Annotated in this window: 10 protein-coding genes; 3 read left to right on the top strand and 7 right to left on the bottom strand. The window is 55.6% G+C overall.

Going from position 1 to position 13,379, the window contains the following annotated elements; translation table 11 throughout:
* The 4 genes from secD to queA all read right to left on the bottom strand — a co-directional run bounded on the left by secD (position 1) and on the right by queA (position 4,524).
* Positions 1-1,854, bottom strand: a complete 1,854-nt coding sequence (gene secD, locus G5179_RS18655) for a protein translocase subunit SecD (RefSeq protein WP_421258887.1) — start codon at positions 1,852-1,854, stop codon at positions 1-3.
* An 18-nt stretch (positions 1,855-1,872) separates the two neighbouring features.
* Positions 1,873-2,208 carry a preprotein translocase subunit YajC gene (yajC, locus tag G5179_RS18650; protein WP_005337327.1) on the bottom strand — a complete coding sequence of 112 codons (336 nt, stop codon included), beginning with the start codon at positions 2,206-2,208 and terminating at the stop codon, positions 1,873-1,875.
* 52 nt (positions 2,209-2,260) lie between these two features.
* The gene (gene tgt, locus G5179_RS18645) at positions 2,261-3,397 is read right to left on the bottom strand and encodes a tRNA guanosine(34) transglycosylase Tgt (protein ID WP_421258886.1); all 1,137 of its coding nucleotides are present in this window, start codon (positions 3,395-3,397) and stop codon (positions 2,261-2,263) included.
* 74 nt (positions 3,398-3,471) lie between these two features.
* Positions 3,472-4,524: a tRNA preQ1(34) S-adenosylmethionine ribosyltransferase-isomerase QueA gene (gene queA / locus G5179_RS18640; RefSeq protein ID WP_421258885.1), complete on the bottom strand. Its 1,053-nt coding sequence runs from the start codon at positions 4,522-4,524 to the stop codon at positions 3,472-3,474.
* 212 nt (positions 4,525-4,736) lie between these two features.
* Between queA and G5179_RS18635 the strand changes: the two genes are divergently transcribed.
* The 3 genes from G5179_RS18635 (at position 4,737) to ahpF (ending at position 8,146) form a co-directional block, all read left to right on the top strand.
* Positions 4,737-5,183 (top strand): CBS domain-containing protein, encoded by a 447-nt coding sequence (locus G5179_RS18635; protein WP_421258884.1) that lies wholly within the window; start codon positions 4,737-4,739, stop codon positions 5,181-5,183.
* Positions 5,184-5,875: 692 nt separating this feature from the next.
* Complete coding sequence (gene ahpC, locus G5179_RS18630; RefSeq protein ID WP_005337335.1) at positions 5,876-6,442, top strand: alkyl hydroperoxide reductase subunit C; 567 nt, start codon at positions 5,876-5,878, stop codon at positions 6,440-6,442.
* 123 nt (positions 6,443-6,565) lie between these two features.
* A complete protein-coding gene (ahpF, locus tag G5179_RS18625; protein ID WP_421258883.1) occupies positions 6,566-8,146 on the top strand; it encodes an alkyl hydroperoxide reductase subunit F in 1,581 nt (526 codons plus the stop codon).
* Positions 8,147-8,282: 136 nt separating this feature from the next.
* Here ahpF and G5179_RS18620 read toward each other — a convergent pair whose 3' ends face one another.
* From G5179_RS18620 to G5179_RS18610, 3 genes are all read right to left on the bottom strand, one after another.
* Positions 8,283-8,999: an SIMPL domain-containing protein gene (locus G5179_RS18620; protein WP_021229694.1), complete on the bottom strand. Its 717-nt coding sequence runs from the start codon at positions 8,997-8,999 to the stop codon at positions 8,283-8,285.
* 56 nt (positions 9,000-9,055) lie between these two features.
* Positions 9,056-9,616 (bottom strand): hypothetical protein, encoded by a 561-nt coding sequence (locus tag G5179_RS18615; RefSeq protein ID WP_042056172.1) that lies wholly within the window; start codon positions 9,614-9,616, stop codon positions 9,056-9,058.
* Between the two features lie 85 nt (positions 9,617-9,701).
* Positions 9,702-13,331, bottom strand: a complete 3,630-nt coding sequence (locus G5179_RS18610) for a VWA domain-containing protein (RefSeq protein WP_421258882.1) — start codon at positions 13,329-13,331, stop codon at positions 9,702-9,704.
* Positions 13,332-13,379 lie beyond the last annotated feature (48 nt).

Genomic DNA, 13,379 nt, shown 5'->3' with positions numbered 1-13,379 from the left:
TCAGATGGGCAGCTTGTCGATACGCCGTCCACCCCAAGCCAGGTTGATAATGGCACGGGAAACTGTGATGGCAGTAAACATGGAGGCGGTCAGACCAATGCCCAGCGTCAGGGCAAAGCCCTTAATGGCGCCAGTACCGATACCGAACAGGATCACGCAGGTGATCAGCGAGGTCACGTTGGAGTCGGCGATGGTGGAGAATGCCCGATCAAAGCCCAGATGGATGGCTTGCTGAACACCACGACCGTTGCGGATCTCTTCACGAATACGCTCGTAGATCAGCACGTTGGCATCCACCGCCATACCCAGCGTCAGGACGATACCGGCGATACCCGGCAATGTCATGGTGGCCCCAGGGATCATCGACATGATGCCGACAATCAACACCAGGTTCATACAGAGCGCCAGGTTGGCAACCCAGCCGAACGCGCGGTAGTAGATCCCCATGAACAGCACGATCACCAGCATGGCCCAGCCGATGGCTTCCATACCGCTGTCGATGTTCTGTTGACCCAGGCTCGGGCCAATGGTGCGCTCTTCCACGATCTGGATCGGGGCGATCAAGGCACCGGCACGCAGCAGCAGCGCCAGGTTGTGGGCTTCGTTGGCATTGTCGATACCTGTGATACGGAACTGGCTGCCAAGACGCGACTGGATGGTGGCGACGTTGATCACCTCCTCCTGCTTGCGGAACTTGCGCTTGCCATCCGGACCCGGTTGACCGACCGGCTTGTACTCGATGAAGACGGTCGCCATCCCTTTACCGACGTTGTCCTTGGTAAAGTTGGCCATCTTGTTGCCACCCTGGCCATCCAGCTTGATGTTGACCTGGGGACGGCTGTACTCGTCGAAACCGGACTGGGCACCCACGATGTGGTCACCGGTCAGGATCACCCGCTTTTGCAGCACCACGGGACGACCATTGCGATCGTTGTAGACCTTGGAGCTGGGCGGGACACGGCCATCGGCCGCAGCCTGGATGTCGGCAGTCTCATCGACCATGTGGAATTCCAGGGTCGCGGTTGCACCCAGGATCTCCTTGGCGCGGGCGGTATCCTGAATACCGGGCAGTTCAACGACAATGCGCTCGGCGCCTTGCTGTTGTACCAGCGGCTCGGCCACGCCCAGTTCGTTGACCCGGTTACGGATGATGGTGATGTTCTGCTCGAGGGCGTACTTCTTCACTTCCTTGATCTTGGCTTCGCTCAGACCAGCCAGCAGGATGAACTCATCCCCTTTCTGCTCGGTAGTGAAAGTCAAATCAGGGTTCTGACGACGCAGATGAGAAACGGCACGTTCCTGATCGGCTTCGTCACGGAAGATCACCTGCACCTGATCACCGACCCGGCGCACACCGGAGTAACGGATCTTCTGGGTGCGCAGCTCGGAGCGGAAATCCTGCACCATCTGCTCTTGCTGCTTGGTCAGTGCTTCGGCCATGTCCACTTCCATCAGGAAGTGCACACCACCGCGCAGATCAAGACCCAGCTTCAGAGGCGCCGCACCGATGGCTTCGAGCCAGGCGGGAGTGGAAGGTGCCAGGTTGAGTGCGGTAATGAAGTTATCGCCCAGCTTGTTGGCAACGATATCGCGCGCCTTCAGCTGGTCTTCGGTGTTCTTGAAACGGATCAGGATAAAACCGTGCTCGAATGCAGCATGTTTGACCGGGATCTTGGCCGCATCAAGGGTCTCTTTCACCAGATCAAGAGTATCTAGCTTGACTTCGGCACCACGGCTGGCAGAAACCTGCAAAGCCGGATCTTCGCCGTAAAGATTGGGGGCTGCATATAGAAAACCGATGGCGATCACCAGGATCACCATCAGGTATTTCCACAGCGGATAGCGATTCAACACGCTGTGCTCCTTGGGAGATTAAAGGGACTGGATAGAACCCTTGGGCAGAACGGCAGAGACGAAGTCCTTTTTGATGGTGACTTGAGTCTGGTCGTTCAGGGCGATCACCAGGTAATCGCTGTCTGCAGCCACTTTGGCAATTTTGCCAACCAGGCCACCGGAAGTGAGCACTTCATCACCCTTTGACAAGGAGCTCATCAGATTGCGGTGATCCTTGGCACGTTTGGCCTGGGGACGATAGATCATGAAGTAGAAGATCAGGCCGAATACGGCCAGCATGATGATCATTTCCATACCACCACCCTGTGCACCCGGTGCTGCGCCTTCTGCATACGCCTTGGAGATAATGCTCATTTAACAACCTCTTATTGATGTAGATTTAAAAAAACAAAATTATATGTTGTTGTTATTTAACGTCATTTTCAGCTAACGGAGGCACAGGCTTCCCTTGCCGACGGTAAAACTCTGTTACAAAGTCGTCTAATTTACCCTGCTCGATCGCGTCCCGCAAACCCTGCATCACACGTTGGTAATAACGCAGGTTATGAATCGTATTCAGACGGGCACCGAGGATCTCGTTGCACTTGTCCAGATGGTGCAGGTAGCTGCGGCTGTAGTTCTTGCAGGTGTAGCAATCGCACCCGGCATCCAGGGTGCTGGTGTCGTTGCGGTGCTGGGCGTTGCGGATCTTCACTACGCCATCGGTGGTGAACAGGTGGCCGTTGCGGGCGTTGCGAGTCGGCATGACGCAGTCGAACATGTCGATACCACGGCGCACCCCTTCCACCAGATCTTCCGGCTTGCCGACACCCATCAGGTAGCGCGGCTTGTCGGCCGGAATTTTCGGGCAGACGTGCTCGAGGATGCGGTGCATGTCCTCTTTGGGTTCACCTACGGCCAGACCACCGACCGCATAACCGTCGAAACCGATCTCCAGCAGCCCCTTGAGGGAGACATCCCGCAAATCTTCGTAGACCGAGCCCTGAATGATGCCGAACAGGGCGTTCTTGTTGCCCAGCGCATCAAACTTGTCGCGGGAGCGCTTGCCCCAGCGCAGGGACATCTCCATGGACTTGCGCGCTTCTTCATAAGTGGCCGGGTACGGGGTGCACTCGTCGAAGATCATCACGATGTCGGAGCCCAGATCGTACTGGATCTCCATGGACTTCTCGGGGTCGAGGAAGATCTTCTCGCCATTGATGGGGTGACGGAAGTGGACGCCCGCTTCGGTGATCTTGCGAATATGGCCCAGGCTGAACACCTGGAAACCACCGGAGTCGGTCAGGATCGGGCCCTGCCAGTTCATGAAATCGTGCAGATCGCCGTGGGCACGCATCACTTCCTGACCCGGGCGCAGCCAAAGGTGGAAGGTGTTACCCAGCAGGATCTGGGCACCGGTTTCACGTACCTCTTCCGGAGTCATCCCCTTGACGGTGCCGTACGTCCCGACCGGCATAAAGGCCGGCGTTTGTACCACACCACGTTCGAAGACCAGTTGACCGCGACGGGCACGGCCGTCGGTGGTTTTCAGTTCAAATTTCATTGCTACCTCGGCTGCGTCAGATAAACAGTCTGACAATAGGAGGGCCGCTCACGGCCCGGTAAATAAGCTGAAGCTTATGCTTCAACCTGGCGACGGGTGACGAACATGGCGTCCCCGTAGCTGAAGAAACGGTACTGCCCGGCCACAGCTGCCTGATAGGCCGCCATCACGTTGTCATAACCGGCGAAGGCGCTGACCAGCATGATCAGGGTCGACTCCGGCAGATGGAAGTTGGTGACCATGGCATCGACAATCTGGAACTGGTAGCCAGGGAAGATGAAGATATCGGTGTCACTAAAGAAGGGCGCCAGCGGTTTGCCCTGCGCCAGGGTGACCTTGGCCGCGCTCTCCAGCGAACGCACCGACGTGGTGCCAACGGCAATCACCCGACCACCGCGCGCACGGGTGGCCGCGATGCCATCTACCACCTCTTGCGGCACTTCCGCATATTCGGAGTGCATATGGTGATCTTCAATCTTCTCTACCCGCACCGGCTGGAAGGTGCCCGCTCCTACATGCAGGGTGACGAAGGCCGTTTCAACCCCTTTGGCCCGAATTTTCTCAAGCAGCGGTTCATCAAAGTGCAGACCGGCGGTCGGCGCGGCAACGGCGCCCGGCTTTTGATTGTAAACGGTCTGGTAGCGCTCCTTGTCGGCATCCTCGTCGGGACGGTCGATATAGGGGGGCAGCGGCATGTGGCCAATGGCCTCCAAAATCTCCAGCACCGGACGCGGGTCGAGGAAGTGGATCTCGAAAAGGGCGTCGTGGCGGGCACGCATCTCTGCCTCCACACCACCATCCATGATCATCCGGGTGCCGGGCTTGGGCGCCTTGGAGGCCCGGACATGGGCCAGCACGCTGTGCTCGTCCAGAATGCGCTCGACCAGTATCTCCAGCTTGCCGCCGCTGGCCTTCTGGCCAAACATGCGCGCCGGAATGACACGGGTGTTATTGAATACCAGCAGGTCACCCGGATTGAGCTGATCCAGCACATCCACAAATTGACCGTGGCGCAGGGCGCCAGTCTGACCATCGAGCTGCAACAGGCGGCTGGCAGTACGCTCTGCCATCGGATAGCGGGCAATCAGCTCGTCTGGCAGATCAAAATGAAAATCGGATACTTGCATCTTTCACCTCGGGGGGAATCGGCGGCTAGTCTAGTTATCCCCATCTTCCAAGGCAACCCAAAAGACCAAAAACCCAAGAGAGACAAGGGGTAGCGAGCAATATTGAGACACACATCCGGTTAATGATTCTTTAATGTTCTGTATTGACCCTGATCATGTTTTGCCAATGGGCGCTGGGCTAGGGTGAAAGCAGATACACAAGGAGGCCCACCATGATGACCCTATCCGAAATCATGACCGAAAACCCCTTCACTCTGGGTCCGTCAAACAGTGTCAAACAGGCGATGGACCTGATGCAGCAGGAGCGAATCCGCCACATTCCCATCGTCGACGAGCAGCATCACCTGCTGGGGTTGGTAACTCTCACCGATATCCTGGCCACCCGGGAATCCAAGCTGCTGCTCATCAGCCCGGAGCGGGAAGCCGAATTTACCGACAGCGTGCAACTCGACGAGATCATGACACGGCAAGTGGCGAGCGTAGATCCTCACGCCGGCATCAAGGAGGCAGCACTTTACCTGCAGCGCCACAGATATGGCTGCCTGCCGGTACTCAAAGGACGCAAGCTAATCGGCATTGTCACCGAGTCGGACTTTATTGCCGTGGCCATCAACCTGCTGGAATTGATGGAAGAGCAGGAACCACCTACCGACTTTTGATAGATAAAGCTGTAATTAAATTACAATAAAAGCGTTTTCAGCCGTCTAAATAAGCTGAAATGATGAAACACTTTCATTTTGATTGAAAAATTACAACAAACACTTGCCTTGTGATCTGCGTCACACTATTATCCCTCCCATGCAATAGTTGCCGAGGGGGAGACGAGGGATTGTGCACCCATTATCTTCCTCTCATATGTCTGCAAGTTTGCACACCCCGTAGTTAGTCTTTGCTGTAAAGCATTTGTTTATATAGCCATTCCTTGTTTGATGACCCGGCCCTGTCGTTGCGATAGCGCCGGGATTTTTTTATCCGCGTTTTCTGCTCTCCCCCTTGTCAGCACATCCCCCATCGCTGCAAGCAGCTGCCTCAACCTCCTGCGCCACCTGCTTGCACCACCGTTTATCTCATCGCGTCATCGTGGCTCTGCACATCCCTTCTTATGCCTTGAAAAGGCGATGTAGCGCACAGATATTGAACCACGACAAGGAGTTATCTCAGTAGGCCAGAGATATTCATGTTAGGTACAGCCATAGTGAGCTATCTAATAAGTAGATTTAAGCGATTCAAAATTGCGGCTTTTATCGATTAGCGGAAGCCCCTATGATGAATCCATCGAAAGTTAAGCGCCTCGTCTGGCAAAACTCTTCAACACCAGACCGGCATATGTACATCACCAAGGAGCAATTACATGTCTACCTACATCAACACTGAAATCAAGCCGTTCAATGCTACCGCCTACCACAATGGCAAATTCGTTCAGGTGTCTGACGCTGACCTGAAAGGCAAGTGGTCCGTGGTCTTCTTCTACCCGGCTGACTTCACCTTCGTTTGCCCGACCGAGCTGGGCGACCTGGCTGACAACTACGCTGAATTCCAGAAACTGGGCGTCGAGATCTACTCTGTCTCTACCGACACCCACTTCACTCACAAAGCATGGCACGACACCTCTGACACCATTCAGAAGATCCAGTACCCGATGATTGGTGACCCGACTGGTACCATCACCCGCAACTTCGGCGTGATGATCGAAGAAGCTGGCTTGGCTGACCGCGGTACCTTCGTAATTGACCCGCAGGGCATCATCCAGATCGTCGAGATCAACGCTGGCGGCATCGGCCGTGATGCACTGGAACTGCTGCGCAAAGTCAAAGCGGCCCAGTACGTTGCCTCCCACCCGGGTGAAGTGTGCCCGGCTAAATGGAAAGAAGGCGAAGCCACTCTGGCCCCGTCCCTGGACCTGGTAGGCAAGATCTAAGCCTCCCGCTTCCAAGACCGGCCCGCATAAGGGCCGGTCTGCTTTCCGGCATTGCCAAATAGGCCTGAAAGCAGACCGACTCACATTTAATGCCAACTCGCCATTACAAGAAGGAATTCGACCATGTTGGATACCAACCTCAAACAACAGCTGAACACCTATCTGCAGTACATCGTCAATCCCATCGAGATCAGCGTGTCCGGCAACGACAGCGACAAATCTGCAGAGCTGCTGGCACTGGCCAGCGAGATCGCCGAGATGTCCTCCAAGATCACCCAGACCTCTGGCACTGCCGCTCGCAAGCCTTCCATGAGTGTCGCGCCGCAGGGCCAAGCCCCGCGCGTTCACTTTGCCGGTATCCCCATGGGTCATGAATTTACCTCTCTGGTGCTCGCCCTGCTGCAAAGCGGCGGCCACCCCTCCAAGGCCGATGCGGCCGTGCAGGAGCAGATCCGCAATCTCAAGGGTGAGTATCACTTCGAGACCTATATCTCCCTCTCCTGCCACAACTGCCCGGACGTAGTACAGGCCCTCAACCTGATGGCGACCCTGAACCCCGGCATCACTCACACCATGATCGACGGCGCCCTGTTCCAGGAAGAAGTTGCCGAGCGTCAAATCATGGCGGTACCGAATGTTTACCTGAACGGGCAACCGTTCAGCCAAGGGCGGATCTCGCTGGAAGAAATCGTCGCCAAACTCGACACCGGTGCCGCCGAGCGCAAGGCTGCCGAGCTGAATGAGAAAGATCCCTACGACGTACTGGTGGTGGGCGGTGGCCCGGCTGGCGCCGCAGCGGCCATCTATGCCGCCCGTAAAGGCATTCGCACCGCCATCGTTGCCGAGCGTTTCGGTGGTCAGGTGATGGACACCGTCGGTATCGAGAACTTTATCTCCGTGCCCTACACCGAAGGCCCCAAGCTGGCCGCCAGCCTGGAGCAGCACGTCAAAGAGTACGGCGTTGAAGTGATCACCGAGCAGCGCGCCGCCGCCATCAGCAAAGATGGATATGTGAACGTGGATCTCGCCTCTGGCGCCACCTTGAAGAGCCGCGCCGTGATCCTGGCTACCGGTGCCCGCTGGCGTGATCTGAACGTACCAGGCGAGCTCGAGTACCGCACCAAGGGTGTGGCCTACTGCCCGCACTGCGATGGTCCCTTCTTCAAGGGCAAGCGAGTAGCTGTAATCGGTGGCGGTAACTCCGGCATCGAGGCAGCGATCGACTTGGCTGGCATCGTCGAGCATGTGACTGTGGTGGAGTTCGCCGACACCCTGCGAGCCGATGAAGTGCTGCAGAAGAAGGCTCGCTCCATGGGCAATATCGACATCATCATGAGCGCCCGCACCACCGAAGTGATCGGTGATGGCAGCAAGGTGGTGGGCATGGATTACGAGGATCGCACCACCGGTGAGATCAAGCATCTGGCGGTGGCGGGGATCTTCGTCCAGATTGGCCTGGTACCGAACACCGAGTTCCTGAAAGGGAGCGAGATTGCCCTGACCCGCTTTGGCGAGATCGAGATCGATACCAAAGGGGCGACCTCCCTGCCCGGCGTCTACGCCGCAGGGGATGCCACCACGGTACCGTTCAAGCAGATCATCATCTCCATGGGTGCTGGCGCCACCGCCGCACTGGGTGCGTTTGATTACCTCATCCGCAACCCGGCTCCTGAAGCGACCCAGGCTGATGCTGTGACCGCCTGATAAACCCAGCGCAACAAAAAGCCGACGCTCGATTAAGTACACACGAGCGTCGGCTTTTTTATATCTGCATCGATGCGCAATAAAAACCCCGCAGCAAATAGCGGGGTTGTTCATGACTGGACTTCAACGACGGGTATCACTCCAGCAAGAAAACAGCCTCGATATTATCACTTACCGTGATCTGCTGTTGTTGATAGCTGTTGTCCGCCATATCCGGCGCGGGAGCAGCCATCGCCATGGCCTGCACCACCTTCAGGTTGCGGCTGTAGGCGGTAATGGGCGAAGCATTGCGGTACTCCACACTGTAGACCTTGCCAAGCTTCATCCCGAACGCCTTGGCCAGAGATTCAGCCTTGGTTTTGGCATCCTCAACGGCATTCAAACGGGCCTGCTCCTTGATGACCTGCGGCGACTTCAACCCGTACTCAATCTGGGATACGGACTCCAGCCCAGCTTTGAGGGCGGTATCCATCAGGGGGCTCAATTTATCCAGTTGATAGAGTTTGACCGCCAATTGCCGCTGGGCACGGTATCCCAGCAATACCGGCTTTTTGTTCTCGCCATACTGATATTCCGGAGAGACCATCAGGTTGCCAGCCTCAACATCGCTGCGCTTGATCCCCAGCCCTTCCAGTTGGCTGAAAAAGGCTGCGACCTTGGTATCGACCTGCTGCTTGGCCTTGAGGCCCTGCTTATCCAGTGCACTCACCGCCACATTGAGGGTGAGCATATCGGGTTCGGTCTTCTGCTCGGCATAACCACTCACCACCAGATGGGGCGCTTGCGGCACTTCAATCGCCAGCAGCGGAGCACTGACAACCAGAGCAGAAAGAGTAAGAAGGGGACGCCACATAGAAAAAAACCTCAATCGGAAAGATTGAGGTCATTATGCCCGTGCAGTTACGGGATTCATATATCATGCGAGGGGGGGAACTGATCCAGTATCTGATTGGTCAGATCGAGACTGATGGTGACCACGCTGCAGACATCTGGGCTCTGCTCTACCTTATCTTGTGACGATGTCGCACCGCAGACCTGCACCTCATCATCGAAATGGAACGAGTCCCACGACAGAACATGTCCTTGCACCGCCTGTCCGAGATCGGTGCCACCAATTGCCTCCTCCATCGCAGACCAAGGGATGGTATCAGACGGCCCAAGCAAATTTTGCAACAACGGAGGGTGAAAACTGACCAGTGGATACTCCTGCTGACCCTGCTCATGGCCAACCAGAATCATGTTATGGGCAGACTCGGTATCCAAAACAGGCACATAGGTGATAGAGGCTGCAGCAAAGTCAACATAGAGCGAGCCCGCGACATCACCGGCCTCATTCTCTATCTCCATCCCATCCAGCCGATCACCGGCGATCGAGGCCTGATAGCCAAACTGACCTGCGCAGGTAATGTTGCCCTGTCCATCCCAGCTATAACGGATGCCATCAATGTCGACCCAGTTGAATGACTGCATGATTACCCTCTCTTCTACGGCCGCTATCTTATCCATCCACCTAAAGAAAAAACAGGGGCCAGGCAAGCCCGGCCCCGAGAGAGGGTTACGGATCAACCTTCAAGTTACCGTCATCCAGCAAGTGCTTGATGATCTCCTGATTGGAGCCCAGTGAGGCGAGGTCGAGTGAGTTCTGGAACTGGATGGTCAGTTCCGGGCTCCCACCGGCCCCGGCAGGATCTATCGTCAACGTCTTGGTCGTCGTGTTGAACTGCAGATAGTTGTCCAGCACGGCTGCCAGATCCTCGTTGTTCCCCACTGCAGGTACGCCGACCAGCAGATCCGAGAGATCCAGTACATCTCCACCATTGTTGGTATCACCTAAAGTGAAATCAGTAATGGTATCGATACTGCCGTCCGCATCCCCCGCCAGCCACTTGAAGGTGTCACTCTCCCCACCACCGGTCATGGTATCGCTGCCAAGGCCGCCGATCAGAATGTCCTTACCAAGGTCGCCCGTGAGTATATCGCTACCAGAACCACCATCCAGATAATCATCACCGACACCTCCAACAAGGGTGTCGTTCCCTTCCTGGCCAAAAAGGATATCGTTGCCACTGCCACCATATAGGGTGTCATTACCACCACTGCGGCTACTCTCCCCACTCAGCTCAGTAATATGGGTCCGGATGTAATCCACCGTCTGTTCACGTGTCCACCCATGACTGGACTCCAGCGTTTCAAATACCAGCCAACCAGAACCTTGGGGCAGATCCAGTCCCAACTCGCTGGCCAGCGTATCGGTATTGAGTACATCGCCAAACAGGATGTCATTGCCAACACCACCATCGGCCACGTCATTGCCGGCCCCCAGCAACACAGTAATCTGATCCCCCTCGGTCAGGGCTGCCGTCAACTGCTCGGCACTGGTCACAATCTGGGCATCGCCGATCGGGGCATTGAAACCCTGCTCGATCCGGATATTGTCTATCCGTACCTCAGCATTCCGGTCATTGGAGCTGTCGAGCAGTTCGAACACAAACCCGTATTGCCCGACAGGCAGTCCATCGGTTGTGATAGTGCTGTAAGCCGTCAAAACAGATGAACTAACGCCAGTAATGGTGCCCGTTTGCACTGGATTGAGCATATCCCAGACGCCACCCTCGAGTTTCACCAACTTCCAGGTGAAGCTGTCGCTGCTATTAACACCATTCAAGGCATACTGGAACTGCAGACTTGCTCCGGCTTGTGCCGCAGAAACCTGGATGGCATTGGCCACGGCGAGCGCCAATATTGTCCTGTCAGAATCAGAACCGGTTCGATCATCCCGGATCCGCAAGCTTCCATTTGTAACAGTATGCGATCCCTGAGCATCACCACTGAGCACCCATCCCGAGGCGGCATTTATGCCGCTACCACTACCAAATGTGGCCAAGTCAAGGAAGCTGCCTGCCGAGTAAAACTGATCTGCCGTTTCAGTCGTGTTATCAAAGAACTTCAACAAATCCTTGTTAACATCATTGGTCACCCCGATTGCATTGACCTGGCTGATGGCACTGAGTGAAACAAAAGCATCCACCGACTCCTTGATCACCTCAAATGTGGTGCTGTTGCCTGGTCCGGCGACCTGATTGCTGTCATTGAGGTAGTAAGTCGGGTTACCATCCGTGACAAAGAATGTCAGGTTCTGGTAACCGGGAGCAGCCTTGCTACCATCATTGAACCACTGCACGGCCTGATTGAACGCGGCTTCATAGTTGGTGCCACCATTGGCAACCAGTGCATCAATGGCATTGGTCAGGTTGCTCACATTACTGGCATCAAGCCCTACTATTGTCACACTCTCGCTGGCATTCGCCGCAAAACCAATCAAGGTGACATTGATCTCACCATCATGATCTTTCAACTGGTTGGCCAAATGGGTCAGGGAGGCCTTGAGCATATTCAGTCGTGCTCCAGCCATACTTCCAGACACATCGACCACCAGGGCAATATTGTAATTCTCACCCGGGATGAAATTAGTACTGGTGCCGCCGATGTCCCCCACCACAATATCGTGACCAGCACCGCCTGCAACCAGACCATCCACACTACCGTTGGAGTTGGGCACCTTGTGATCATCATCCGTGCCGGGGGTCCCGGTAGTGTCGGGGGTATCCGAGGTGTTGCTGCCCACAACCAGAATATTGGACGCGACGGGAGGCTCATTGCTCTTGACCGATACAGTAAAGTTGGCGCTGGCTTTATCTCCATCGGCATCAGTCAAGGTAGCACTGAAATCAAGGTCAATATCAGGAGGCGTGATCTTGTCGATCACTCCGAAATTCTCGATCCTCACCGAGTCATTGCCATTCAGCACAAAGCGGACATAAAGCTGGCTGAACTCCCCATCGGGTTCTATGCTGGCCAACTGCATCGACCCTTTGAGTCCTGACAGAACAAGCTCTCCGGAATCGACGACGGTCACGCCATCGGCAGCATAAGCCACCCACTGTATGGTGCTGGTATTGGTGTTGCCAACCCCGTAGACGTTGAAAGAGAGCCCATCAACGGCTGCAGTCGTGGATACCTTGAACCCTTCGTTATTGTCTAGGTTGCCGTTCTTAATCCCGAAACCATTGTTGTTCGGGTTGAGATTATCTGCATCACTCCCCGGCAGATCCTGAGGATTATTGACGCTGCCATTGAACAGCAGACCATCGAACAGTACACCAATCCCGCCAGCAGTAACTCCGATCGTCTCAACAGGCCCGCCAGCACCGAACTGTGCCCCGATCGAGAAAGTCTGGGTTGGCTGGGGAGTAACCAGTTCAAAGCTGTAAGTATTGTCGTCATTGAGTGTCAATGTATAGAACACTTTAGGTGGCTGCCCACTACCATCAATGGTTGCTACCAGAGTCTTGCCATCAGTCGACAAGGTTTCTGTGATCCCTGCCAAATCAGGCCATCCAGTCAGTTTCAGTCCACCAGTACCCAGAGAGCCATCAGCACCAAAAGAGACGCCAAACAATCCACCGGTAGTGATGTCGGCTACATTCATCACTTCCAGACTTTCGATGCCTGTGATCACGGGCATATCGTCTTCAATAACAACACTGACCTGCTTGGTATCACTCAAGTCACCATCACTGGCTGACAGGTTGAAGGTAAATGTCTTCAGTCCTTCCTTATTGTCTCCAAATTCATGATCGATGGGCCCCAGCAAGGTGACGGTATATTTACCAACCGGATCTACAGATACTTGTATGACTGGGATCCCTCCCGCTGAACCCACCAGTGTCGCAGACCCTATACCACTCCACACAACTGGTACCCCTCCAGAGCTCAGGCCAGATGGAGCAGAAAGAGTGAACGTAAAGGTATTGCTGTCGATATCTGTCACACTTGCCGTCGCATGGGTCGAGGTGCTGTCGGTAATATCGCCGGGATTGGGTGAATTGTCTGGATTGGATCCCGGCAATCCCTCCTCGGATATGCGCAGATCCGAGACAGTCAGCATGGGAGCATCGTTAGTTGCAGTGACGGTCACGGTGAAGGGCTTGTTGTCTGCCCCGCCCTCGTCCGTGGTCCCCGCCACATTGCCATTCACGACCCCGCTCCAGTCCGCCGGCAAGCTAAAGCCCGGCACTCCCGCTGTGCTCGCACCGCTCCAGCTGTAGCTGCCCGCCACCGCGCCAGCCACCCAGCCTGCCCCCATCAACGCACCCGCCGGCACACCGCTCAGGGTCACCGTCACGCCGGTCACCTGCTCCGAACCATCCGCGTCGGTCGCAGTAACACCCAG

It is taken from the genome of Aeromonas sp. 600886, from assembly GCF_049174935.1.
GTDB lineage: Bacteria > Pseudomonadota > Gammaproteobacteria > Enterobacterales > Aeromonadaceae > Aeromonas > Aeromonas veronii_A.
Note: the sequence above shows the minus strand (reverse complement) of the source record. Positions and strands in the feature narration are given on the sequence as shown.